The sequence below is a fragment of the Microcoleus sp. K4-B3 genome (assembly GCF_036704615.1).
In the GTDB taxonomy this organism is placed as follows: domain Bacteria; phylum Cyanobacteriota; class Cyanobacteriia; order Cyanobacteriales; family Microcoleaceae; genus Microcoleus.
Map to the genome: position 1 here is coordinate 1 of NZ_JAUBSF010000024.1, position 26741 is coordinate 26741.

A 26741-nucleotide genomic window follows, 5' to 3' on the forward strand; every position below is an offset into this window, starting at 1 on the left:
AGTTAAACGGAAAAACTTTTTGACTCCAACTTTTCACAACTGATAAAAAATTTCCACACACATCTGCGGAATGTGGGTTGAAAGTTTTGCGGTCAAGGACAATTTTGTCATCCAGCCCAAACGTTAAATTTTGCGATCGTCCGCAAGGACAATCGTCTGTATGTGGCATAATTATTCGGCTCCAACCGTTGTTGATGAACGTTTGGGGAAGTCGTGACTTGGTTAGCGGTGGTACGCTAGTCAGTCGCGCATCAATCTTCCTTAGTTACTTACGATCGCAGACTTCCTTCCCCTTGTCAACACAGGGGTGTAAAGTTTTGTTTCAAATTATTCGGCAAGCAACTCCATCACTTCGTAAGGTGTAATGCCGTAAATAGCAGCTAGCAGTTTGACATTTTTCACATCACTACCTAACTGCTTAAGTACCCCAATTGCACTCCCTAAAGGAATAGCTTCCTTCGTAGACTGAGTTAATAAATCAATTGTCGTCTCAGTGTTAGCGCGACGCTTGTAAACAGTTTCATTCATCTGTGGTGAATGCCCCAAACTTTTAGCTCTTGTTTCCTGAGACATCCCAGCCATTTGACCGCTGAGATTAGCGAGATGGCGTAAAGCGTGGGTTTGAGTAAAACCTTTATTCCATCTTCTTAAAATATTTTGGGCGCGGTCACTATACAGTCCAGCAATTGTTTTCGGATTACTTGATAACGTACCAATCTCAGGCAATTGACCTGACTTAATTTCTAGGCACTCTATCAAGTCAGGATGAGTAGGGGGAAGCATCGGCACACACAGTCGGTAGCCAGTTTTAGTCGTTGTGTCGAGTAATGTCTTGTCACCAACTACAGCAATCATCTTTATGTTGCTTGGCTCAATCAGTGCCGGGATAATAACGCCATCCTTTGTTTTAAAAGGTTTGTCGATGTTCTGAATAGCAAACACTTCGTGAACCAGAAAGCCGTACACCATCTGCATTGAGCACACCCACAGCCACCGTTTGCGCGATTCCAGATGGTATCGCTTATCATCTGAGACACTGAGAACCTGAATGCGAAGCTTGAGAAAATCATCCACTGATAAAGTTTGAAGGTCTTCCCGAAATTCTGTTTGTGTACCGTCAATTTCTTTAAGTCTGCATAGCAACTCAGTATCGCCAATAGTTTCAGCTAGTTTTTTCATAGCACACAAGCAGTTCTTGAAGCATTTAGTTCCTTGCTTCTTAATGTGAATGATAGCCAAAATATCCGCTGAGTTTATAATGACCTCCCTTGGTAACAGTTTAAAATATTGTCCGTAAACACATCCCCAGGAGCTTTGATGGCTAGCATTATTCCTATCACGTTGTTGACGGCGTTTAGTACGTCCCTCCCAGTATTCTTTCTCTACTTTTGCTATCGCCTCCCCAAACGTTATCAAATCATTTTTGATAACGTTTTTATCCAAAATGACATCATCATACCAGGCTAAAAATCGACTCTCGCTAGAGAAGGATTGTAAAGCGTTAGCAACTAGATGAGCTTTCCTCAGAGCATCAGTAATACCTTGCATCGTCAGGTAGCACCCACAAGTTTTGTTGACCCGCTTGTCACCTAACTTGAATTGCAACGTTATGTAACCACCACTGGCTTTCCTGTCTCTTTTTAGCCCTACGCCCTTGGGGCATTCTTTCTGTGCTTGTTGGAAGTAGTCTAGAATCCGCTCGTAACCAACAAGGTAGTCTGCGGTGGTACTTACAGTGACAGGATTAGATTTTTCGCTCATCTTTCGGTCCCTACTCTGATAGTGCTGAGTTTGACTGATGCACTCAGCCTACAGTAAGTCGCTCAGTGTTCGCTCAAATCAAAAACAGGACTTTCAGAGTGGGTGCAAAAAATGGCTAGAACGACGGAAATTCGTAATTCAAGAGCGAGGCTTTGATTCAAATCCCTCCGTGCTCATTTAAATTTATAAAATGACTGACTTGGAGAGACCGGGGACGAATTTTTGTCCTAGGTCTCAATTATTGTGATTTAAGCGTCAGTGTCAAAAATCGAATCGCCGCTGTAGTCGCAGGTCGCGGACTGATTGCGCCCCTGTTCCTTGGCACGGTAGAGTGCACGATCTGCGAGCGCAATCAAGTCAGCCGATGATAGTTCCGAAATCGGAATCAAGTTGGCGATACCCATACTAATAGTAACTACATCGCTCACATCAGAGGTTTTGTGAGGAATATGTAAAGCTTGAATAGCAGCGTGAATCCGTTGGGCTACCGAACTCGCTCCTTCAAGATCAGTATTAGGCAAAATGATGCCAAATTCTTCTCCGCCGTAACGCGCCACCAAATCCGCCGGACGGTACACCACCTCTTGCACAGTCATAGCAAGTTTGAACAGACAATTATCCCCCATTTGATGACCGTAGCAATCATTATAACGTTTGAAATAATCCACATCAAACAACAAAAGAGAAATAGGTTTTTGTTCCCGGTATAGCCGCTGCCATTCATGCTCTAAGCGGTCATTAAAACAGCGGCGATTAGCAATTTGAGTCAACCCATCAATATTGACCACTTGTTCTAAGAGGTGAGTAGCGCGGGCTAGTTCTTCGTTAGAGAGTGCAAGTTGTTGATTAATTTCTCTCATTCGCGCTTGGGCTTGCTGCCTTTCTGCCAATTCCTTCTGCAACTTCTGAAAAATATCTGCTTGTTTAATGGCGATCGCTAACTGATTAGCAATCTGTTTAACAAGGTCAACTTCAAATTCTTCCCATTGCCGAGGAGCAGAACATTGATGAATACATAATAACCCCCACAAATCTTTTCCATTGAGCAAGGGCGCAACTAAATTAGCCCGAACCGGAAATTGTTTCCAGAGAGCACGGTAACAGTGTTGAAGGTCAATTTTATTGATATATTCAACTACCTGCATTCTAGTTTCTTGATACATATTAGGGTATTGTTCACCACAAAACTGGTCGTTAAATTGATTGATGATTACCAATTTACATCCTTCGCCTACGGATTCTGAAACAAACTCACCATATCCAAAATTACTGTCAGGATAGAACTTAAATATGCCGACGCGCTCGGCATCAAGAAACAGGCGAATCTCCTGCGAAGCAATCTCAAAAATTGTACACAAATCAAGAGATTGACGGATGTGTTGAGTAATTTCTTGAAGTAAGATCGCCTTGTCGTACTGTTTCCGCAGAGCGATTTCCGCTTGCTTTTGGGCGAGAATAGCTGCCTCTGCTGCTTTTTTTGCTTTAATAATTTCACCTTCGTACATAATACGCTGGCGGATACAGATCAAGATGCAATCGTTGACGAATTTTTCTCCGTTCTTCCGACGCACAGCGTTGATCAGCATGGGTATATCACTACCCTGCTTTGACCTTAATGAGAAGTAAATTTCCTCTACTTTACCGTGGAGCTTCAACAGGGGGAAGAAATGGGTTTGAAAGAAAATCCGGCTGGCGATCGGCAGAATGGATTCCATTTTCCGTTCCTGCAGTTCATCGGTTTCGTATCCGAGTAATTGCAGTAATGTGGCGTTGACCATTATGATCGTACCATCGTCAGCAAACGAGAGGAATCCACAGGGTGACGTGTTGAGTAGCTCGTCTATCTGGTAGGTCATGTTTGCCATACAAATCAGGTAGTATGAGGTACACTCAAATACTCCTTAATCATCTCGATCGTTTCTTGTGGATGACTCAGATGCGGGCAATGTCCCGTAGCTGTCATCAGCCGTAGCGTACTTTTAGGCAGGTGGTGGTGGAGGTAATGCCCTACCTCGGTGGGAGCGATCACGTCATCAGCACATTGCAATATCAGTGAAGGTACTGACACCTTGGGTAAATCACTGCGATTGTCCGAGTAAAAAGTCACCTCGGCAAAGCGACTTGCAAGCACCGGATCCGTGGAGCAAAAACTTGTCTCAAGCTCATCACTTAACTCAGGACGATCCTGATTCTGCATCACCATTGGCGCCATAAAGCTTGCCCAACCAATGTAATTTTTCTCCATGATATCGAGGAGATCCTCAATATCTTTGCGCTCAAACCCTCCGTAATAATTTGGTAAATCATTGATGTAGCAGGGTGAAGGCCCTAGGAGAATCAGGCGATTAAAGTAATTAGGAGCTTGAATTGAGGACAGAATGCCGATCATACTGCTGACAGAATGGCCGACAAAAATCACATCAGTCAAGGCTAATTCTATACAGATATCGAGGACATCCTGAACATAGCCATAGAGGTCGCTGTAACGTTCAGAACTGTAGGCACTAATATCAGACTTTCCAGAACCTACATAATCAAATAGGATAATTTTGTAGTCCTTCTCGAAGGCCAGTGTTACGAAACGCCACATATTTTGATCGCACCCAAATCCATGAGCAAACATCATGGTCTGGGTGCCTTGTCCAAATACTTTTATATTATTCCGCCAAAAAATTTTTTGAGTCATTTGATCGACACGAACATTAAGTTGATTATAAGACTTTTGGGCGCTTTTATAAGGATTGCTCATCCCAAATAGGGATAGACAACAATTCAGGATGTCAGATTAATTGAGTGGCAACCTCAGCACTGACAGGCTTGCTAAACATATAACCCTGACCGATTTCACAGCCGAGAGCTTGTAACTATTGCAATTGCGCTGGGGTTTCAATTGCTTCGGCTATTGTGCTCAGATTTAAGCCATGTGCCATTGCAAGTAGGGCTTTGTCAATTCCGCGATCGGAGCGCTGGCTAAATCGCGCACAAATGAGCGATCCATCTTGAGCGATTTCACCGGAAAAATTTTCTGGTAGTTAAAATCAGTATAGCCAGTCCCCAAATCATCGACATAAATCCGAATACCACGCTCTGATAATAGGCTCAAAACATTGTATGTAATGTCAAAATGAAGCATCATTGCCGTTTCGGTAATCTCTAGCTCTAGATATTTCGGCTTGATCTCGGTGCGCTCAAGAATGCGACCGCTCTTACTAATTAAAGTTGCTTGGATGAGTTGACGTGCCGACAGATTTACCGCAATCTTAGGAAGAATTATTCCTGCTCCTAGCCACTGCTGATATTGTCAGCAAGCTTGCCCTAAAATTGATTTTCCCAATGGCAAAATCAATCCTGTTTCTTCGGCGATGGGAATAAATCGATCGGGAGGAATCCAACCTAGTTCAGGAGAATGCCATCCTAGGAGAACTTAAACACCAGCAAGGCTACTTGTTTGCAAATAGAGCTGAGTTGCTCATACAGCAAGCATTCGCATTCCCAGCACAATTCAAGCGATTTCGATCGCCAATAGCTAGGGTATTCGATTCGGGCGAAGGTATTGTTGCTGTCTAAAAACTATAGGTATTGCGCCCCGATCCTTTAACACGATTTAGGGCAATATCTGCATTGTTGAGCAAGGTATCAACATTCATTGCATCTTGTGGATATAGGGAGATACCAATACTGGTAGTGATGTGTAAATAATGATTTTTGATAATAAAATTAGTTCTAATATTTTTGTAGAGGCAATCGCCCGTGGTTCCCCTAATCTAGGGGTAGTAGGGATAGGTACGACGCGGCACTAAGCTGCTAAGTCAGAAAGATTTTCTGTTATGTTCGAGAATCGGATGGGGACAGGATGTTATGATTTTTGAGATGTCATTGAAATATACAATTTAGAGGCACAACAGCTTACCCCTAGATTTTTACCACAACCTATTTAGTGGGATTGCTATAGCAGAACGGGCTTATGCAGAAGGCAATAAAAGCTCATATTTCAGCAATTAAGAACCTCCAAAACATTGTCGCGCTTGCTATAAATGTTCACAAACTTCTCAAATTAAAAAAGTTGGGTTTCCTAGCTCAACCCAACCTCATTTTAACGACGAATCACTGCGAACTCTCAAATATCCTCATCCTCTTGACCTTGCACACCCTGGAGAATCCGCGATAGCTCACTCTTCTCATTAATGGTAATCCGAGTCGGAGAACCGCTGATAATCCGTTCGTAACCACGGAACGAATCTTTAATTTGTGGCCCTCTTTCAGTAATCGTGTATTCCCGAATCCCTTTGTCGTGCCACGAACCGCGCATCTTAAAGACATTAATTGCCCGGGACATTTCTCCTCGAATCTCTACATACTGCAGCATAATAATCGTGTCAGTAATCGTAGAAATATGGGAGTCCGTAATCGAATTAGAACCCATAAACTGGTCGCTTGTATTCGTAAAAAAGCCAGTTATTTCTTCCTGCTTCGCAAAACCTGTCACTCCGATCACAAATTGCCTGAAAGCATTATTGCTGACACCCCTAGCTAAGGCCGACAGCGAGTCTATAGCAATTCGAGAAGGTTTGAACTCAGCAATTTCTGATTTAATAGTCTGCAAGTGGTCTTCCAAACCTGCAGATTCCGGGTAAGTACACAGCAGCTTTAGCAGTCCTTTCTGTTCCATTTCCTCAAAATCAATGCCCCAAGAATAAGCATTGCGGAACAACTGAGCCCGCGACTCTTCATAGGCAAACAGCAGCGCCCGATTGCCGTTCATACAAGCATTCTGCAAGAACTTGCTCACCAACAGCGTTTTGCCGGTTCCCGTGGCACCCGTAGCCAAAATAATCGAGTCTTTGAAGAAACCGCCACCGCACATCTCGTCGAGAGTTTTATCGCCCGAAGAAACCCGTACGTTTGAAGACTTTTGAGTTAATCGCATCGCCCCCAATGGGAAAATATTAATTCCGTCATTAGTCATAGTAAAAGGATATTCGCCCTTCATGTGAGTTGTACCCCGCAACTTCAAAATTTCGATGGTGCGGCGGCGGCGTTCTCCTTCCAATACGTTGCGAACAATCACCACATTATCCGACACAAACTCTTCCACTCCAAACCGAGCGACCGGACCGTATTCTTCCACCCGTTCCGTAGTCATAACTGTAGTTGCTCCTACTTGTTTGAGGCGCGCAACTAAGCGAAAAATTTCTCGGCGCACTACAGATGCAGCGTCGTATTGCTGAAATACGGCTGTCACCGAATCTATAGAAACCCGCTTGGCTTTGTACTTGCGAATGGCGTACTGAATTCGCTCGATTAAGGCTGATAAATCAAAATTTCCTACGATATCTTGACCTTCTGGATCGGGGGAAGCGTCCAAAATAAATAGCTTGCCTTCATCGATTAACTGTGCGAGATCCCAACCGAAACTGCAAGCATTTTTAATAATATCTGTCGGAGATTCTTCAAAAGTTACGAACACTCCAGCTTCGTCAAAATGGGTAATTCCGTTATAGAGAAATTGTACGGCAAATAAAGTTTTGCCCGTTCCTGACGTGCCGCTGACTAGGGTGGTTCTGCCGACCGGCATTCCGCCGTGACTGATGTCATCGAAACCCTCAATCATCGTGCGAATTTTTTCAACTCCTCCCGTTACCAATCCTTGTCGTTGAACCGTTTGACTAATTTCATTCATGTCGATTTTTGTCAACTCTCAGTATTCTTTAGTTGTCACTCATTAACCGCCGATCATGAGTCTTTGTACCCAGCTTTTAGTTTTGGCTCTTGCTCAATAACTAATGACTGCTGACTGCTGACTAATGACTCTCCCAAAAACAGATACCGTGCCACGTACTCCTGTCGTCGAAAAATCAAAATTTTAGACTCTTGTTCAAGCTCCCAGATTCATCTGTGGAGTAAATCTCAAATCTCAAATCGTTCGACTGAGCGCGACTCGACGGCTCGACTGAGCGCTCGCCGAACGTCTCACGCCGAAGCCTCAAATCTAAAATCGACTGACTCTCACCTGATTATCTTATGAATTCAGGTCTTCTTCGCGAAGTTCTTCATAGAGCAAATCTAATCCTATCAGAACTTTCTCGCGATCGGACAAATCGCCAATAATTTTTCGCACCGGCGGTGGCAGGATTTTCGACAGCGTTGGGGTTGCCAATATTTTGTCCTCTTCTGCTAGCTGAGGATTTTTGAGAACGTCTATGACTTTCAGCGCATAGACTCCTTGAAATTCTTGTTCTAAAATGTCCTTGAGGGTTTTTAAAGCTCGCACGGAGTTGGGAGTATTCCCCGCAACGTACAGCTTCAGAACGTAGGTTTTTTTCAGAGAACTCATGAAGTTTTTTTAATGTTGAGTATTAGTTGTCAGATGTTAGTTATAGTTGTTATTTCTCTTAAATCCGCTGTTCTTTGTTATTTTATAATAATTTCCGCCTCGCGATCGCGCGGCCGTTTGTCTTCTTCTTTCTTCTTTGTTAAATTCTCTCTTCTACCTTCTTCTTTCTTAAATTCTGCCGAATCCCTTCTACCTTTTACCTTGAGATGCCTCTTTCGGAATCGATCGCCTGTACATCTCGCACATATGAGCGATCGCGTCAATCAGAGTCAAGCGGTAATCGAGCAATATTTCCTCGTTGCGCCCTTCTAATTTTAGCTGTTTAGCAAACTCGTCCATCAATTCCATGTGAATTTCAACAATTTGAGTGACGGGAACGTCAGCAAAAAAAGCCAAATTCACAAATTCATCTATTTGATTGTTGACCGCAGTATCTTGAGAAAAATAATGCAAAAGGATGTGGCGATAACTTGACTTAAGTTGCTCCAAAAACTTTTGCTTATCCGATCCAGACAGATTTCGCAAAAAAATCTGGGAATTTCTTTTATAATAGATTCCCAAGTATCCTAATCGCTCCCGTAATTTTTCCGCAAGTCGCCTCTGCTGTCGGCTTAGCAAACTTTGAGCAGTTAATTGGGCCGTCGCATCGACCGTTGCGGATTGGTAATTGACAGGAACCGGAGTTGAAAGTTTCAGAAATTGTGCGATCGCCCGATCGATACCTGAACCTATTTCGCTCGATCGAGCGATTGCCAGTTGCACCTCAGCAGGGTGATAAAAAAAAGTACAGCTTTCCTCTTGACTATTGTTGGCGGTACTGGCTGCCGCCTCAAAACCATCTGAATATGGTGCTTGGGGCTTTTCTTCCACCCCGGGCTGGGGCGAAAAAATCACCGCAGGCAAAAAGATCGATCGTTCTTGCAGCTTGCCCAGAAGCGATCGCAGATCCCCATCCACCTCAAAAATCAAACAATCAAGGTGGTAATTCTGCTTAAGGAACCCCAAAAACTCCACGGCCGACTTAATGTGCGTTAAAGCATAGCGTTCGCCCCTCAAAAGCTCGATCGCGGAGGCTGCGATTTCCTCAGAGCGGACAAAAATACCGATAGACAGTTGGGGAAGCAAAGCTGTAGGTGCACCACCTAAGTTGCCCGAAAGTGCTGGATCGCTCAGAGTTGATATCTCCTTTACAAAAAACTTAACATTTTAACAATCATCTCAACATTTATTTTAACCAATCTTAACCGCAAAATAAGCGATGTGTTTGCAGCACAGGAATAATCCGAGTGTACTCCTTTGTTTTTGTGTCAAGCACCCTGAGCTTGATTTCTGCAATTAAGCTTAAGCCTTAAAATAATTGCTAGTCGCCTCAAATCAGGTGCAGGCATCGAACTCCCAGGTCTCGGTGCAGAGCCCCGGCATACTAGCGAACTGATATAAAACAAATAAGATACAGAAATCCTCAGCTACATTACGTCTAAAAAATATTACTGCTATCTATAGCAGACTCTCAGGTTTGTTATGTCAACCACCAGCCCCAGTCTCAAAAATTTTATCGATCCAGTGCCGCTGTGCCTCCAAACGGCGGCGCTAGAATCGCTGCAGTCAATTTTCCGATCCAGGAACTGCGATCGAGTCGCAATAGTCAACGAACAGCTACAGCCCCTGGGATTAGTTTACCTCCGCAGCCTTTGGGCCCGCGCGGCAGATCGTACAAACGACGGGCAGCAACCTTTGTCAGAAAGCCATATCGCGATCGAACCAGTCAGGGCATTACCCGCAGCTCTGAGCGTCAGCGAATTCTGGCAGTACCTGCAAACAGAGGAACTGAACACCCCAGCCCGGCCAAGCCCCGAAACCTCCAGCAGCTCCTCAAACAGCCCGATCGCCCTCACAGATGCCAGCGGTAAATTTTTAGGAATCCTAGACAGCCTGAGCTTGCTGCAATTCGCCGCACTCAACAGCAGCTCGATCGGCAGCCTCACAGAGCAGCCAACAGCCGTCAAAGAAATTGAATTAAGGCCGGTGTCCGCAGCCATCGCCACCGCCCTAGACGCTCAAGTGCGCTTTCTCGAAGCAGGATTGAAACCCTCGGAAAACCTGAACTCCCTAGTCCAACTCCTAGAAAAACTGCCCCTACCCCTGAGATTGCAAACCCCCACCGCACAAATAGTCAGCCAAAACGCAGCGTGGCGGACTTTGCTGGGAGCAGGCCCCGAACCAGTTCCAGAACCAGCAGCAAATTTGCGCAAACACTCGCCCCACAAACCCAGCCATTTAACAACCGAATACAAGAGCGTGCAGGTAGAAGCCATCACCCAAGAGTGCATGAGCCTAGTAGGAGCAAGTAGATCGGGTGCTCGCGATTTAACCCCAGCCACCAGTTGCCCGCTCCCCCTGTACGCTGCAGCCTCCCCCTCAACATTAACCGCTCCAGCTTGGTGTCCGATGGCCGGCAAACCAGACACCTACATTTGCGAGTGCCCCGTACAAAAAGGTCAAGAACGGATCTGGCAATTTGTCAAACAGCCACTCTCAGACAAGCTAATTTTAGTAATGGGACAAGATGTCACCGAAGAACATTTAGTCGCCAAAGAACTAGCAGCGAAAAACGCAGATTTAATCCACCTCAACCGACTCAAAGACGAATTTTTATCCTGCATCAGCCACGAACTAAAAACCCCCCTCACCGCCGTCCTCGGTTTGTCGAGCCTCCTCAAAGATAAATTGATCGGAGAACTCAACGACCGCCAAACACGCTACGCCAAACTAATCCATAAAAGCGGGCGGCATTTGATGACAATAGTTAACGACATTTTAGACTTGACCCGGATGGAAACCGGGCAGCTCGAACTAATTCCCGAACCGGTCGAAATAGCAGCTACCTGCAAAAGAGCCTTTGAACAAGCAAAACAACTGCAACAGCAAGAAGAAAAAGCCCCTCCGGAGCCGAGCAAAACAAACGGCGCAGCAAACGCAGAACCCTCCGCCCAAATAGAATTTACACTCGAAATAGAACCGGGACTGAGCCACTTAATTGCCGACGAACTGCGACTGCGGCAAATGCTCGTTAACCTCCTTTCCAACGCCCTAAAATTCACCGAAGCCGGCGGCAAAATCGGATTGAAAGTAAATGTTTGGGAAGGCTGGCTCGCATTCACAGTTTGGGACACCGGCATCGGCATCCCCGCCGACAAACAGCACCTGATCTTTCAGAAATTCCAACAACTAGAAAGCCCCCTCACCAGGCGCTTTCAAGGAACTGGACTGGGACTGGTACTGACTCAACGCCTAGCTCGGCTCCACGGCGGAGACGTTTCGTTTATTTCCTCAGAAAACCAAGGCTCTCAATTTACCCTGCTACTGCCGCCACATCCTCCGGCAAACAGTAGAGAAGAATCCCCAGCACGTACAGCCGCCGAGGAAGAATTATTAAAACCAAAATCTCAGACTCCGATCGCCAATTCTCGCTCTCGTTTAGTATTAATAGTCGAAGCTGTTCCCAAATATATCGAAGATTTAACCACCGTCCTCTCGGGTTTGGGCTACCAAGTAATAGTCGCCCGTTCCGGCACCGAAGCGCTGGAAAAAGCCCGCAGGTTCAGTCCCGAAGCGATTTTCCTCAACCCGCTGCTGCCGCTGCTGTCCGGTTGGGACGTGCTGACGCTGCTCAAGAGCGACCCGGATACCCGATCGATTCCGGCGATCGTCACGGCCACCAGAGGCGAAAAAGAACGGGCCAGTGTCAACAGAGCCGAAGGCTTTTTGAGCTTGCCGGTGGAAGAACCCGCTTTGCGGCGGCTGCTGGCAGACTTGATCGGCCACAGTAATTCTAGTAGCGCCAAAGTGAGGAGTTCTTTAACCGTGTTGTGGCTCAGCCCGCAAAACAGTTCCTCTCAAGGTTCCGCTTTATTGCTCAACCCCAACTACTGCCGTGTTTTAGAAGCAGACGACCTCGGCCAAGCAGAACTCGTGGCCAGAATTTGGCGCCCCGACGCGATCGTCTTGGACGGTACAAGTCAACTGCAAAACCCCTCAGCTTTTATCGAAGAGTTAAGTCGGTCTCGAAATTTGGGTTCTCTCCCCTTGGTTACTTTAGACCCCACAACTACGAAACTGGCAAATCAAGTCAAAGGATTGTCGGTATTTCCCTGTTTGGCTACCCGCAGTCCCGACGACAGTGAAACTTCGGGTACTGGGTTGGTGGCTAGTGCATTGTGGCAAGTGATTCAAGTCGCTGCAGGCATGAGTTGGAAGCCCAGCATTTTATTTGCCGACATTTCGACTTTACCCGATTTGCACCGCACTGCTGGGGGGAACCCGACGGGAGAATTGGAAAATCGCGATCGACCAACCAATGCCGAGATTCCTAATTCCAATTCCAAGTTTTCTACTCCCAACTTTCAAGGTTTGATTCAATACATCCACACCGCAGGATTTCGAGGGTCGATCGCTCCCTGCTGGACAGAAGTTTTGCAGCAGTTGCAATATCAAAGCGTTGACTTAGTTTTGCTGTGCTTGCGAGATGCCCCCTCAGAATCAACCGCTATGCTGCAGGCGCTATCGAACCTCCGGGAAATGCCAGTAAAATTGCCGATTTTAGTCTGGGATTATCGGTCTGTTGTAAATTCGGAATCCGAGGCGATCGACTTTCTGCTGCAAGAAGTATCTGCCAAAATTTTGCCTTCTTCCTTGTCGGAAGCACAATTATTAGACAAAATTCAACAGACTTTATTAACTCACTCAAGTTGCTGAAAATGAATAATTTACCGGGTTTTTAGAGAGGACTGAAGTCCTCTCTAAAGCAGTGAAGAAAAACTATTATTCCTGAGTGCAGACAGAATTTGGGAACTATTTAACTGAAAACCGCGCAGCGTTGCGAGTCAGGAAGCAATATCAAAACTCAAAAATATGGGTTATTATAGGCGATCGAGAAACCTTTATATTTTTTGCTGGGGCTGATCGCGTGCCTAATCGGATTCCTCTACTATTATCTCTGCTACTCGCACTCGGTTTGGGAGCAATGCCCGAGCCTGCTGTGGCACAGGCACTCCTGCCTTACACCCTGAAAATTGACTCGGCCCAACTCGAACAGACAGCCTTGAGCCTTGCAGAAGAAGCCGTCCAGTTAGCCAGACTCCAGCAGTACGAACTTGCCGTACCCAGAGCCGAACTAGCGACACAGTTAGCCCCCAAGAATGCTCAAACTTGGACTTTGTTAGGCAGCTTGTATCTTCAAGTCGAGCAGTTTGACAAAGGCATTGAAGCTTTGGGGCAAGCTCAATCTCTGTCGCCAGAAAATGCTTCAATTAAATTTGTATTGGGAGAAGCTCACTTTCGGAAAGCGAACTACGAGAAAGCAGCCGAATATTTGCAAGCAGGGTTGAAATTAAAACCAGACACTCCAGGTGCATTATTTGATTTAGGCAATGCTTTTTATAAGCTAAAGCGGTTCGATCGGGCGATCGCCCAATACGAAAAAGCCTTTGCTTTAGAAAAAAACCTGTGGCCCGCTATTAATAATATCGGATTAGTCAAATACGAAATGGGAGATGCCGATGGCGCTATAAAACGCTGGGAACAGGCGATCGCGATCGACAACAAAGCAGCAGAATCAATGCTAGCTCTAGCAGTGGCACTCTACACCAAAGGCGACAAAGAAAAAGGTTTAGCGATGGGAGAAGCCGCCCTGAAATTGGACAAACGCTATGCCACTGTAAATTTTCTCAAAGAAAACCTCTGGGGCGATCGCCTGATCGCAGCTACCCAAAACTTCCTGGCCACTCCCCAAATTAAAGCAGCACTAGCCAAAATTGAAGACGCCCCACCGTCTCCGCAAATGTCGCCTTAATTCTAGTTACGTTTGTAGTGAGGACTTGAGTCCTCAAAGCCTTTTTTAACTCAGAACCAACTATCTTATTCAGGACTAAGACCAAAAAATAGTTGAATGCGCTATGGGTAGGGGTAAGGTGCGCACTGCGCACCCTACAAATAGAGTTGGTGCGTAAGTTCTATTATTACCGCGAAGAAATCGCTGTCTTCAATTCTCCACTCTAAAATCTAAAATCTAAAATCTAAAATCTAAAATCGCATGACCCCCCTAAGCTGGACAGAATTAGAAGCCCTCACAGACTTTGAAGTCGATCGCGTCAACGGGCCAACCAACGCCCAATCGCGCTTGCGCCTCTTCGGCAAAACCGAATCCGATGTGCGAGTCACCCTGTACCGCGATAACCACGCTTGGTGTCCCTATTGCCAAAAAATCTGGCTGTGGCTGGAAGAAAAACAAATCCCCTACCGTATTGACAAAGTTACAATGTTCTGCTATGGGGAAAAGGAAAGCTGGTACAAGCGGAAAGTGCCATCGGGAATGCTACCGGCGATCGAACTAGACGGCCGCATCATCACCGAAAGCGATGATATCTTAATCGCGCTGGAACGAGTCTATGGCCCCTTGGGTTTGGGCATGGAAAACCCGGCAGTAATACCCATGCGGCGGTTAGAGCGACTGCTATTTAGAGCCTGGTGCTCTTGGCTGTGCTACCCAGCAAGTTCAGCCAAAGTAGAACAGCACAACCGCAACCAATTTATCAGCGTCGTCGCCCAGGTAGAAAAGGCCTTGGCTAGCACTCCGGGGCCTTATTTCCTCGATGAATTTGGCACTGCGGATGTCATCTTTACGCCCTACGTCGAACGCATGAATGCCAGTCTGTACTACTACAAAGGCTACTCGATGCGGGAAGAAAACCCGCGCTTTGCTGACTGGTTTGCGGCGATGGAAACGCGCCCTACCTATCGGGGCACTCAGAGCGATTTTCACACCCACGTCCACGATTTACCGCCTCAGATGGGCGGGTGTTATGAAAACGGCGAACCTCAGATGCTACTCAATAAAGCCCGCGTGGATAATGGGCCTTGGGCTGGACTCCCGGATGTGATGTATCCAGAACCGGAAACCTCCCGCGCTGAAGCACTTCACCGCGTCATTAAGCACCAGCGCAACATCGTTCGAGTCAATCCTGCTGATGACAAGTTATTCGATGAGGCTTTGCGTTGTGCTTTAACTTTGATGATGACTGGCGAAGTTTGTACGCCGCCGGCTGGTTCTGATGCGGCTTTGCGGTATTTGCGCGATCGGGTGAATGTGCCCCGCGATATGTCCATCTACGCGGCCAAGCGATTGAGGGAAGCGTTGGAGGAAACGGCGGCTTTGGTGGGTGATGGCAAAGGTTCTCCGATTCTGCTGAAGCATCGGCGAGATCAAGATCCGGCTAATTTTGTGTAGGGGGCGATCGGAAATTACTCCTATCTTCATTGAAGATAATTTTGGAGGCATAGAGGAAAACTTAAACTCAGAAATCACTCAGGGTGATGATCCAGGTAATTATCGTTAATCTTGTAGTAGAATATTACCCCAACAATATGCCAGTTGATACCAAGCTTTATCGTGTTCTAATTGCTAGCCCTGGAGACGTTACTCAAGAGCGGGGAATTATTCGACAACAAATTGCCAACTGGAACTCAATGCACTCTTCAGACATGAAAATGGTTCTGATGCCTTTGGGATGCGAAACAGATGGAACCCCTGATCTTGAGGAACGCGGACAAGCTATTATCAATCGTCAACTGGTTGACAATTGCGATCTCCTGATAGCTGTCTTCTGGACTCGACTTGGGACACCCACTCCTCAAGCCGACTCAGGTACTGTAGAAGAGATTGAGAGAGCACATAATGAAGGAAAACGCTGCATTGTCTACTTTTCGGATAAAGAAGCACCCCCTTCAGGAATCGATCTAAAACAGTACGAACGCCTTCTAAAATACAAAGAGGAGTTAAACAAGGAAGGATTGACTGATACCTATAAAACTATTGAAGAGTTCAGAGAGAAAGTTTTCCGACATATTACTGCATCAGTTTTAGAAATCACTAGGGAGGATAGAGAGCGACGAGCAGCACAGCAGGAAGCAAAATCAATCGAACAGGCGCTCAGACTGCCAACGCAACCAGTTCTAACTTCTCCCAATTTTGAAATTTCGTTTGAAACCCTAACAGAGGCTCAAACCTCTGTTAAAAAACTACTTGAGTCTCCCTTCGGTGTTCAAGACATGGAAGAGGTAAAGGAAAAGGAAATCGCCAAGGTTCAATTTGTTCTTAGCTCTCCTGATCTCGCTGCTCTTCTGAGTCAGCAACCAACAGTAGAAACCATTTCAGTAATTGCTCAAATTTTAGAAACAGCCACTACACCTTCTATCTATGCAATTGCCACGATTTGCAAATATGGAAACGATTCCTCAGTCGATTGGCTAGATATTGTTGGTGACTGGATAGAGCGTCTCAGTACCAGAAAGGTTGAAAGTGGATACCTATGGGTAAATAATATCAAGATTTATCCTGCTTTACTTCTACTCTACACTGTAGGAATTTCTGCACTTCGTTCAAGGAAAACTAACTTTTTGCGAGAAGCTTTAGAGCGTCAAATCTATTCACTTGACTACGATCGTGAATTTAACTTAATAAACAAATTAGATCCGAGATCTGTATTCTATGACCGTCTAGGGAAACTTATCGAACCTGGATTTGAACAAAGAAACACTCCCGTCAGTGACCATCTTGCTCCGCTAATCAAAAGTAAGCTATATCCTTATGAAGAAGAAGTTCAATATTTAAATTGGTTCGATCTTTTTGAATTTTTGCTTTCTCTAAAATCGGTTCATCTAAATGAAGAATTCCCTTATTTTGGCTCATTTACTTGGCGTTGGGAAACGAATAGATTTATCATTAAGTCAATTCAAGATGCAATACTACAACAAGGTAGATATGGATCAGCAATCTTAACTATTTTCAATACAGCAGATGACTTAGAGCGCACAGCACAGAAGTATGACACTATCGCTAGCCGAAGTCGTTCGGATTTTTGGCGAGCAAGTCCTCATAAAAATGTTAGCAAACTTATTCAACTAGCAAAATCTGGGAAAAGAATAACGAGCTACCGCGATCTTGGTAACGCATAAATATTGCAACAGGCAATCCAGTTAGGAATAATCTAGTACAATAAAAGTTTGAAATTAACACCTAATGTCAAATAAATCTGTGAAAATCCGCCTCTATCTAAAGCTAATTACTAAAATTAGCTTTCCGCGATTCGTAAATTCATTCGTAAGTACATTTGGTTTACTGTGGCTATTTATTGAACCTGCTACGCTGGTCTTCCCAGAGAAGCTCAACATAGGTTGGCTTGGTTACTTTGGACTTGCAGTTTTGTCGTTCATTTTTGCTATCATTCGATGCCGACCTCGAATGGCTATATCTAAAAAACTTATTTCTCCTGATTCAAATATTGAAATCAAAATAGGCGATCTCTTTGATGAAAACGGGCATTTAGTCATTGGTTGTAACGATACTTTTGATACAGAAATAGGAGATATTATTCGAGACTCCAGTATTCAAGGACAGTTTCTTACAAAGGTTTATAGAGGCGATCGCAGCAGATTGGATGCAGATATTGAATTAGCCCTCCAACCGTATCACACCGAACGCCAGGAAGATTTTGATAAAAGTCGAGGAAAAACTTGGCGATACCCCATCGGTACAGTAATTACACTCAGTTCACATAATAAATGCTATTTCTTGACAGCTTATGGATACATGAACAATAACTTGAATATTCAATCAAATACCGACTATATTATGACTTCGCTGAATAAGCTCTGGAAAGAAGTTCGTCAAAAGTGCCAAGGTACAGGTGTAGCTATACCTATCATTGGCTCTGACCTTGCTCGTGTTGGCTTATCTAGAACTGAGTTAGCCAAGTTAATTATTACCTCTTTTATCGTTGAAACAAAGCGAACCTTCATTACTAAAAAATTAACCGTAATGATTTACGTCGAAGATTTAGATTCTATAGATTTCTATGATTTACAGGAATTTCTTGAATCTATCTGCTTCTGATAGTTATAAAATTTTTTTTAAGAAAGGCTAACCTAATAGCGGAACAACTCCTTGAATCGGAATAGTTTTGTTATCAACCATTGAGCTTGACTCAATGACAAAAGAAGCATCAACCCTGACTCCAGTTGCTGTAGCAGGTCCGACATTCAAGTATTCAAAATACCCAGGATACCGTTGTCGAAACTCCTCAACTATGTACAGTCTTGTCAACCCTTCAGCAATCCAGCCTGATGCCTTTGTTGTACGCAGGAGTTCGGGTAATGGTGATGTATCAAGTCTTGTTAATGATTGAGCCAGACTTAGAACACTGCTATCTATCTCCACCTCTTTACCAAAAATAGCCAAGGTTGCCCAAATATACGCAATATCGGCTGGTCCTAAAGAGTTTCCACGAACACCTCCACCGACTGATATCATCCTGCTGGTATCTCCCGAATATCCATGAAAATTCTGAGGTGTTGTACATTCAATACGTACTAAGTTCTCCGTTGTAAACTCCGAGTCTGTTGAAACAGAATCGACTTGGATGGGGAAACTTTGATCGGACCAAGTTATGGAATTAATATATGCTTGGTCGGATCTATATGGTTTGCCCAGGCTTAGAAGGGCATGACGTACACTTCCTTGGGTTACTCGTGCAGTTACAGTAAAATGATTTCCACCTCTTGATGGAATTGATTCACTCTTGACTAAACCGGGAAAGACGAGATTACCAAGTTTAATCCAAAAGCGGTAACTTCGTGCAGCCATCTCTCGCAATCGAGCATCAAGCTGAGAAACAAAAGAATGCGTCGTTGAAAAAGATGCAACAGAAACTTCCTTGTAGAGGGACAAAAGCCAATCATTTAATCGCCCGTCTCGCTCATAGTCTTGAATTCCCTCTAGCATGAAAATTAAGCGTGGGATCTTGCGTTTAGTAGCCTGATTTCCCTCTTTATGGATGGGTGAATAGCCTGTGGAATCGGCGATACCATAACTTCTACCAACTAATAACACAAAAATATCTGATTGATCGACACCGTTTAAATAAGCTTGTTCAGAATCTTCATCTCTTGGTGTCATGTCCTCCCACATAATTGGATGAGCACCTATTGCGTATAAATATTGTCGAGCAGCTTGTCGTACTGGATTCATCTCGGCATCTCTCCGAGAACTAATGAAAATTCCCTTACCTGCAACCCACTCGCGAAAGCGCTCCTCAGCTAAAGGCTGGGGACGTGCTGTTGTGTCAATTAAGAGGTTGTTCCAGCTATCGTAACGCATTGGATATTTGTGACAATTAATTCAGAAACTTTCTAGTGTGATATTTTTCCCCATTTGGTTAGTTTATAGGTAAAAACACACAAGTTACAAAGATTTTAACAGACCGCACACAGACTGCTCCGTAACGTAAACCGATCGCGCCGTCCCACTCTCCAAATCAAAAATTGATATTTTCGCTCTGCACCTTCAGCACTGCCATCTCAGCACAAGATAGGTTTTTTGTCAACTCTTCTGGTAAAGGGGGAGCAAAAGAGGAGGTTTCACCGATCGCACTACTCGATGATTCATGGAAAAAGTTAGTCTTCAGATTTGATATTACTCCCAGTAATTTTCCCAATCATCATTAAAAGCTTGCTGCAATCTCTGCATATACACATCAGTCTTAATCTTCACCATCCACAGATTATTAGCATTGCGGCCTCCCTTGGACACAACACCTTCATCTACACCGTATTTCCCCTTGCGAAGATCGTCCATAAACTTGCCCGTCAGTGGGCCGCGATAAATCACTCGCGCAATATTTAATTTACCAAAATCCTGAATAAACCGATCGGGAACAACCATACCGCCCTCAGTTTCCACATCAAAAAGCACCAATTGTTTGCGATCGTCCTTTTGGTGCATTCCCGCAAACGAATTAGCACCAAAATACTCTGTAAACACAGTAATTGCAGGGCAGTGATACTGTTCGTTCTCTCGAAATGTTGAAGAGGTAAAAAGTTAAGCTTAAAAACTTAACTTTTTACTCACTAATATTTAAGCAACCTCTACGAACACACCGCTGCGAGCAAACTCCTCTTCTTCAGGACTAAAGACTGGAGCTTGATCCACAAGGTCAGGGTCAAAGTAATATGTCTCTTGTAGGAATTGTCCGGTGACGATCGCCTCCTCCAACTCCTTGATGTAATCTTGGGCAACTAAGCAAGCCTCCTTGATGCCTTCCTCATCCCTCTTATCCAACAGCTTTTGCAATGTTGCTCTCACCCCTGTCAGTCGTGCCGCGGGCTTGAGCATACCGTAGAGGCGGTACATCCGATCGGTGGCAATGCTAATGTGTTTGAGGGCGTTGGCTCGTGCTAGCTCAGAGTCAATGCTGGGCCAATAACGAGTGGTATAAAATGCTTTCTCATCCTTGTGATACCACTCCTCCGATCGCGCAATTGATGAGGAGACAGTATTGTGCAGCTTCCAGAAGAATAAGCGCAGGGAAGCGCCATCTACTACGGTGGACAGCTTCGCCTCCATTGATACCTCAAAGTCATTCAGACGCGGGTCGCGCCCAAGCACGAGGTACTCCACAGGGTACATTTCCACCTCTTTATTCTGCACGACGTAGGCGTTGAGGTGGTGGCGGCAGTAGGGGCAGGGATACATAGTGGCAAACAGCTTGAAGAAGTCCTTGAAGATGGCCACCAGAGTTTTTTGCTGTTGGGGGGTCTTGGTAGAGACGATTTCAGCCGTAGTGTGAAAGAAACGCCACACCGCAGGGCCAATATAATACGGGAAGCTGACGCGCATTTGTGAATTCTTTATTTCACTGCGATCGATATAAACGTCAATGAACGATACATATTGCGAGAGTTCGCCAGACTCGCGCCCAAACTCCAAGCGTTCGCGCCGTTTCTGTACCCCGTTCAGGTAGTTGTGCGTCAAGCGCCATGCCTGTTTGAGCATTAGCTTTTGTTTTGGAGCGCATTTGGGAAAGCTTTCTACAACATCCGCCCCATAGCGCCCAAATTCCCCTGACGTTTTAGTGGCTTCGTACCACTGGTTTAAAGCTGCTTCGTCAGCCACCGTGTTCAAGGGGATGTCTGCTGCTGTGCTGACGCTGAAGGCAGCCAGCAGCTTCGGCATGAAGTCTTCATACCAATAGGCGACTGGCATCATCGCACCATTGATTTCCTCTGACGCATCCGAGAGGATGACGCGGTTCCACTTCTTCAGGTACTCTTTGGGATCTCCCTCGGATTGGGCTGGTGGCGGTGCCATTTCCTCACTCAGTTCCATTTTCCGCAGTCGGTTGAGTTCGTTGACGGCAAGCACACCCTCGGCGATGTCCCGCAAGTTAAGACTTTTCTTCTTGATGGTGATTGCAAACTCCACTCCCGCCGCAAACTTTTCCTTGGCGCTGGCAGACTTACCCCGCGCCTCCAACATGGCTTTTTGTTCTGCCAACATTTCTGGAGTTTTTTCTATAGTCTTCCAGTTTTTGATGCGAGCTTGCAGTCTGGCATATTCATCTTCGATCGATTTCACTACTGCATCCAGTACAGGGTTGCACGCAGACTCTACTACACCCAATCCTTTATAAAGCCCGATCGCACTCCTGACAAATTGTACAAAATCAGCGATTCTGTATGGCAAGTTTCTCACGCGCAGGTGAGTCTCGTGGTTGGCGGAAAAACTCTCGCGGAAGCTGCGGTAGGCTGCTCCCTGGATCAGACGAAACAAACCAATCTGCATCTGCAAGCGGGACGTACCGCGCTTGTTCTCAGCTTGTGGGTGTTGCGCGAGTAGTTCTTTTAGCCGCGCTATTTCTGGATTGCTATCGGTGGGTGCTTCTTGTAGATTAGGTTCAATAGTGGCAGAAGCTGCCTCATTGATAGCAGTTGCTGTAGTTGCGATCGCAGCCGCTGTACTGTCTGAAATCTCGGTTGTCTGTGTGCTGACAACCGGAACCGGCGAGTCTTGATATCCTGATGTGAGCTCTGACTCATCCGGTACCAGTTTGCAGAATTCCTTAAAGTCAATTGAGGCATCGCCGTCATGGTCTACCTCTTTGACGATCTCATCGAGCTCTTGCTCTGTCAGCCCAAACTGGCTCATCACACCCTGCATCTCGTTTTTAGTGATTTGACCGCTGCCATCCTCATCAAATACACTAAATGCCATTTTGAGACGACTCTGGCGATCGCCTTGCCGGGACACCATCAGCATTTTGAATTCCTCAAAATCGATACTGCCCGACAAGTCTACGTCCACTTCCTTGATCATGTCGCGCAGCTCGGTTTCGTTAGGACTCTGGCCTAGCGATCGCATCACTTGACCGAGTTCTTCTGATGAAATAGAACCGCTCCCGTCCGCGTCAAATACTTGAAACGCTTCCCATAACTTTGCCACCTCTTCTTCAGTCATGGCTTTTTTTTCAAGCTCCACAGATGTCATAACTAAATCCTCCATGGTTTTTTTATTGGCTGTCTATTGATTATGACCAATATACTTTAATTCCTGATGACTTACGCAACGGTATTGTCAAATCCAAGGGGGTTGCCGATATCTCCCACTTTGGCTTGTGACAGTCGATCTATCAGTTTGATATTACTCCCAGTAATTTTCCCAATCATCCTTAAAAGCTTGCTGCAATCTCTGCATATACGCATCAGTCTTAATCTTCACCATCCACAGATTATTAGCATTGCGGCCTCCCTTGCACACAACACCTTCATCCACACCGTATTTCCCCTCGCGAATATCATCCATAAACTTGCCCGTCAGTTTGCCGCGATAAATCACTCGCGCAATATTTAATTTACCAAAGTCCTGAATAAACCGATCGGGAATAACCATACCCCGATCGGTTTCCACATCAAAAAGCACCAATTGTTTGCGATCGTCCTTTTGGTGCATTCCCGCAAACGAGTTAGCACCAAAAAACTCTGTAAACACAGTAATTTCAGCGCAGTGATACTGTTCGTTCTCTCGAAATATAGACTCTAAGGGACTAGCAAAGTCTCTTTGAAATATTTCAGGTGCTGCTTCTAAACCTGGATGTGCAGCGTTAAATTCTGCAATTCCCATCTCATCCAAATCAAATCTACTGCGGCGCGTACCAAAAGCATACCAACCGAGTTCTACTTCCCAAACCCAATGCAAATTAGTACCATCGTACTTCTCAAAAGCTATACATTGTTCGTGAGGGCAATTTTTACTATCTGGAATTTTGGGATAGGCAAGTTGAATTCGTGTCATATAGAGGAAGGAAGAAGGAAGAAGGAAGAAGGAAGAAGGAAAGGGTTTCTAACAGTTTCCCCCCTTCCCCTTCTAGTTAAAAATCCCTCAGTTGAGCAGTTTTAACCGCAAGTTCTTTAATCTGGGAACCGCGGCGCACTTTCAGTTTCAGAATTTGACCGATTTTGCTGTTGTCCACCAAACTTTGCAACTGTTCGGCCTCAGTCACTCCCTCACCGTCTATTTGAACGATGACATCTCCCTTGCGAAGCCCTGCTTTCTCAGCAGGGGTGTTGGGAACAACTCGCATCACTAACACTCCGTTAACTTCCGGCACAATCAAAGGAGCATTGGGGTCAGAATTATTCTCTCTGGCCATTTCAGGAGTCAAAGCAATCATCTGAATCCCCAAAAACGGATGGCTGACTTGTTCTCCCTTGGCTAGCTGCGCGTAGATGGCCTTGGCTTTGTCGATCGGAATCGCAAAGCCAATACCCATTGCGTCAGCTCGAATTGCCGTGTTGATGCCAATCACTTCTCCTCTGCTGTTTAACAGCGGGCCGCCGGAATTGCCGGGATTGATGGCCGCGTCGGTTTGAATGAAATCGAGCCGCTTGTCGGGAATGCCGACGGCTGCACTGGATCGTTTGAGGGTGCTGATAATGCCCAAGGTGACGGTGTTGTCAAATCCGAGGGGGTTGCCCACGGCGATCGCCCAATCTCCTACTTTCACCGCGTCGGAATCTCCTAGGGTTGCCACGGGCAAGTTAACTTCCTTGGTATTAATTTTGACAACTGCCAAATCAGTTACTTCGTCAGTACCTTGCACTTCTCCTGGAAATGTTCTGCCGTCGTTTAAGGTGACAGTCACTCGATCGGCTTTGTCAACTACGTGAGCGTTGGTTAAAACAATCCCGCTTTTGTCAATAATGAAGCCGGAACCTTGACCGCGCAACCGTTCTTGTCTGGGGGTCATGCTGCGTAAATCTTCTCCCAAAAATCTGCGGAAGAAGGGGTCTTCCATTAAGGGGTCGAGGTTGCGACTGACTGTGCGCTCGGTATCAATCCGAACAACTGCTGGCCCGACTCGATCGACGGCGGCCGTGACAAAGCTGCCGGTATCCCCCGGGAGTTCCGGACTCCGCAGCGCTAACAGTTGCGGATTCGCGGCGGTGGCTGGGAAACTCTGGAACTGTAAGTTGGGCGGATTTTTGCCGTCAGCGGCGGTAGCGGGTGCAGCATTGATTGCTAAAGCACTCAGGGCGATCGTCATTCCTAAAATTAGGGCGAACCAACGAGCATCGGTTCGAGGTGCGGGGCGAAAAAACTTAAATAGTCGCATAGCGTCAATCTTTGTTAGTCTGGGTTAGTCTGGTAAAGGTGTGCGATCGTGCGGACTCAATAATCTGCCACGATGAAGATCCTAAATATATTTTGACAGTTACAATACATGAGTCACGATCCCGCACCAACTCACCCTATTCTGAATTCTAACTTTAAAAAATTCCCTAGTAATACCAGTTTCAAAAAAAGAATGCAACTCTAGGCCCGTGGGCCCAACCATTACGAAATCACTCATTCCCAATCTAAAATCTAAAATCTAAAATCTAAAATGGTATAACCCCGATGATTCTATCTGATACTTCTACTGACAAATCCTTGGCCTCAAATTCCCACCACCATCACGACGATAAATCAGCCCACCCTCACCATCACGATGAAGAATCGATGCGGCGGCTGGTAAATCGCTTGTCTCGGATTGAGGGACACGTGCGCGGCATCAAAACTATGGTGCAAGAAAACCGTCCCTGTCCCGAAGTTCTCGTGCAAGTTGCTGCGGTTCGAGGCGCGCTCGATCGCGTAGCGAGAATCATTCTCGACGAACATTTAACTGAGTGCATCGCCAGAGCCGCGAAAGAAGGCAATATTGATACCGAAATAGAAGAGTTGAAAGCGGCTTTGGATCGATTTTTGCCTTAGCCACTGCCAATTTTTACATCCATATAACAAAACCTGCAAATTAGACAAAACTTGCAAGTTATGATTTATGGCGAATTTTTTAAACATTTTTCACAAACGCGGGAAAAGCGTCAAATTTTCTCCCCCTCACCCCAATCGCCGCCACATATAATTTATATGCTCCGCAGTTTATGAGAGCGCGTTTTGTTAAAAAAGAATTAGTCAGGTTTGTCGTGACGACGGAACTCCTCAAAAGCTGACTGCAAACCATTAGATAATCGGTGATTAATCGGACTTGGTATGAAGTATCTAGACTTTCGTCAGCTTGGCTTTTAGGTGGTATCTGACTGTTGCGTAAACCGCTTTATAGGAAGCCTCAATGCTGTATTCCTGCTGCAACCACTCTTGAATTTCTCCATAGCTTTTAAAGCCTTTCTGAGGGTCGCTGAGGCGCATTGCCAAACTAGCGCGGGCAAGATGAGGAATCGCCGGCTTGCGGCCGCCGCTGTGCTTTGTTTCGAGGAGTCCTTCGAGTCCGTCAGAGCGGTACTTTCTCAGCCACCGCTGCACTGTAATTCGGTTTACCCCGATCGTCATTGCCAATTCTTTAACTGTCTTAACATGACTAATTTTGAACAGGTAAAGTGCTTGAATTTTTTGAAAGCCACTTGCCGTTTTTTGTTCATTTAACAAGTTTTTTAGTTCTTCACTTGTCTCTGTGATGCTAAGTTTACATACTCCAGCCATATCAATTACCTCACGATTAGCGTTATACAATACCTTTGTTTTACAAGGGAGCAATATTCGCTCCTAAATGCTCGCCTTTTGTTTGCCATCAAGCAATACAAAAAAAGCGCTCTCATTAAACTTTTTGATTTTTGGACGCACTCAGACGCTCAGAAAGCGGATTTTTGTAACCTGGAGCAAGGATTGCAACGAAGTTTTTTGGTAAAAAAACCGGGTTTCTGGGTCAGTTTTGTATTTGATAGACAAGCGTCATTCCTAATACTGATAGCCGTTAACCGATCGACTGTAACATTAGCTGCAATAGGTGACTTTTAAGTCATACCATTTGTTCTCTTATTGTTAAACAGATATCATGGTTTTTTTTTGATTTATTTATTGGTAATTTTTGCGAACGTATGGGTGATTTTTAGTCATTAGGTGCTAGCAAACAGGCTTGGTCTCTACACAGCGAGCGCATTTTTATACAGACATTTCCCTACTACCAGAAGTGCATTTCTGACTTTCGCTGTGCGAGAAATCCTGATATATCTACTCTCCGATCGCCCGGAGCGGCTAGCGCCGAGTGACGTTGCAACCGACTTTCCTGCCGCGGGCAATTATCTGTGAAACTACTTGCTTTATCGCCAGTTGAGTAAAACACGACGAGGGTGGCATTGTCAATTTCTCAGCATTACTTTACAAGTATCGGCTATTTTTTCCCGCCTGCTGTGATCGAAACTGTAATTTCTATGTGATACTACTAACACCAGTTAGTGATCTAAATCACATGAATGCTCAGTA

20 protein-coding genes are annotated in these 26741 nt (G+C 45.3%); 6 read left to right on the forward strand and 14 right to left on the reverse strand.

What is annotated here, in order from left to right; all coding sequences use genetic code 11:
• Window positions 1-327: 327 nt before the first annotated feature.
• From QUA78_RS13185 to QUA78_RS13215, 8 genes are all read right to left on the reverse strand, one after another.
• A complete protein-coding gene (locus QUA78_RS13185) occupies window positions 328-1761 on the reverse strand; it encodes a hypothetical protein (protein ID WP_333301849.1) in 1434 nt (477 codons plus the stop codon).
• 248 nt (window positions 1762-2009) lie between these two features.
• The gene (locus tag QUA78_RS13190; protein ID WP_333301848.1) at window positions 2010-3626 is read right to left on the reverse strand and encodes a diguanylate cyclase domain-containing protein; all 1617 of its coding nucleotides are present in this window, start codon (window positions 3624-3626) and stop codon (window positions 2010-2012) included.
• Between the two features lie 5 nt (window positions 3627-3631).
• Window positions 3632-4510: an alpha/beta hydrolase gene (locus QUA78_RS13195; RefSeq protein ID WP_333301847.1), complete on the reverse strand. Its 879-nt coding sequence runs from the start codon at window positions 4508-4510 to the stop codon at window positions 3632-3634.
• A 165-nt stretch (window positions 4511-4675) separates the two neighbouring features.
• On the reverse strand, window positions 4676-5035 hold the full coding sequence (locus QUA78_RS13200; protein WP_445302447.1) for an EAL domain-containing protein: 360 nt from the start codon (window positions 5033-5035) through the stop codon (window positions 4676-4678).
• 289 nt (window positions 5036-5324) lie between these two features.
• Window positions 5325-5525, reverse strand: a complete 201-nt coding sequence (locus QUA78_RS32855) for a diguanylate cyclase domain-containing protein (RefSeq protein WP_445302448.1) — start codon at window positions 5523-5525, stop codon at window positions 5325-5327.
• Window positions 5526-5878: 353 nt separating this feature from the next.
• Complete coding sequence (gene kaiC, locus QUA78_RS13205; protein ID WP_333301846.1) at window positions 5879-7441, reverse strand: circadian clock protein KaiC; 1563 nt, start codon at window positions 7439-7441, stop codon at window positions 5879-5881.
• A gap of 339 nt (window positions 7442-7780) precedes the next feature.
• Window positions 7781-8095 carry a circadian clock protein KaiB gene (gene kaiB, locus QUA78_RS13210; protein ID WP_172190796.1) on the reverse strand — a complete coding sequence of 105 codons (315 nt, stop codon included), beginning with the start codon at window positions 8093-8095 and terminating at the stop codon, window positions 7781-7783.
• Between the two features lie 189 nt (window positions 8096-8284).
• A complete protein-coding gene (locus tag QUA78_RS13215; protein WP_333301845.1) occupies window positions 8285-9220 on the reverse strand; it encodes a circadian clock protein KaiA in 936 nt (311 codons plus the stop codon).
• A gap of 396 nt (window positions 9221-9616) precedes the next feature.
• Here QUA78_RS13215 and QUA78_RS13220 point away from each other — a divergent pair, with 396 nt between their 5' ends.
• The 5 genes from QUA78_RS13220 to QUA78_RS13240 all read left to right on the forward strand — a co-directional run bounded on the left by QUA78_RS13220 (window position 9617) and on the right by QUA78_RS13240 (window position 18044).
• Window positions 9617-12850: an ATP-binding protein gene (locus QUA78_RS13220; RefSeq protein ID WP_333301844.1), complete on the forward strand. Its 3234-nt coding sequence runs from the start codon at window positions 9617-9619 to the stop codon at window positions 12848-12850.
• A 211-nt stretch (window positions 12851-13061) separates the two neighbouring features.
• A complete protein-coding gene (locus QUA78_RS13225) occupies window positions 13062-13946 on the forward strand; it encodes a tetratricopeptide repeat protein (RefSeq protein WP_445302350.1) in 885 nt (294 codons plus the stop codon).
• 240 nt (window positions 13947-14186) lie between these two features.
• Window positions 14187-15380, forward strand: a complete 1194-nt coding sequence (locus QUA78_RS13230) for a glutathione S-transferase family protein (protein ID WP_333301843.1) — start codon at window positions 14187-14189, stop codon at window positions 15378-15380.
• A gap of 86 nt (window positions 15381-15466) precedes the next feature.
• Window positions 15467-17107 carry a hypothetical protein gene (locus QUA78_RS13235; RefSeq protein ID WP_333301842.1) on the forward strand — a complete coding sequence of 547 codons (1641 nt, stop codon included), beginning with the start codon at window positions 15467-15469 and terminating at the stop codon, window positions 17105-17107.
• Between the two features lie 64 nt (window positions 17108-17171).
• On the forward strand, window positions 17172-18044 hold the full coding sequence (locus QUA78_RS13240; protein WP_333301841.1) for a macro domain-containing protein: 873 nt from the start codon (window positions 17172-17174) through the stop codon (window positions 18042-18044).
• A gap of 27 nt (window positions 18045-18071) precedes the next feature.
• Here QUA78_RS13240 and QUA78_RS13245 read toward each other — a convergent pair whose 3' ends face one another.
• The 5 genes from QUA78_RS13245 to QUA78_RS13265 form a co-directional block, all read right to left on the reverse strand.
• Window positions 18072-19307 carry a DUF4062 domain-containing protein gene (locus QUA78_RS13245; protein WP_333301840.1) on the reverse strand — a complete coding sequence of 412 codons (1236 nt, stop codon included), beginning with the start codon at window positions 19305-19307 and terminating at the stop codon, window positions 18072-18074.
• 315 nt (window positions 19308-19622) lie between these two features.
• Window positions 19623-19970, reverse strand: coding sequence for a hypothetical protein (locus QUA78_RS13250; protein ID WP_333301839.1), 348 nt, complete (start codon window positions 19968-19970; stop codon window positions 19623-19625).
• A gap of 93 nt (window positions 19971-20063) precedes the next feature.
• Complete coding sequence (locus tag QUA78_RS13255; RefSeq protein WP_445302349.1) at window positions 20064-22472, reverse strand: EF-hand domain-containing protein; 2409 nt, start codon at window positions 22470-22472, stop codon at window positions 20064-20066.
• A 153-nt stretch (window positions 22473-22625) separates the two neighbouring features.
• A complete protein-coding gene (locus QUA78_RS13260; protein ID WP_333301837.1) occupies window positions 22626-23276 on the reverse strand; it encodes an RNA ligase family protein in 651 nt (216 codons plus the stop codon).
• A gap of 76 nt (window positions 23277-23352) precedes the next feature.
• A complete protein-coding gene (locus QUA78_RS13265) occupies window positions 23353-24597 on the reverse strand; it encodes an HhoA/HhoB/HtrA family serine endopeptidase (RefSeq protein WP_333301836.1) in 1245 nt (414 codons plus the stop codon).
• 284 nt (window positions 24598-24881) lie between these two features.
• Here QUA78_RS13265 and QUA78_RS13270 point away from each other — a divergent pair, with 284 nt between their 5' ends.
• A complete protein-coding gene (locus QUA78_RS13270; protein ID WP_333301835.1) occupies window positions 24882-25235 on the forward strand; it encodes a metal-sensitive transcriptional regulator in 354 nt (117 codons plus the stop codon).
• Window positions 25236-25523: 288 nt separating this feature from the next.
• Here QUA78_RS13270 and QUA78_RS13275 read toward each other — a convergent pair whose 3' ends face one another.
• Complete coding sequence (locus tag QUA78_RS13275) at window positions 25524-25961, reverse strand: helix-turn-helix domain-containing protein (RefSeq protein WP_333301834.1); 438 nt, start codon at window positions 25959-25961, stop codon at window positions 25524-25526.
• Between the last annotated feature and the right edge of the window lie 780 nt (window positions 25962-26741).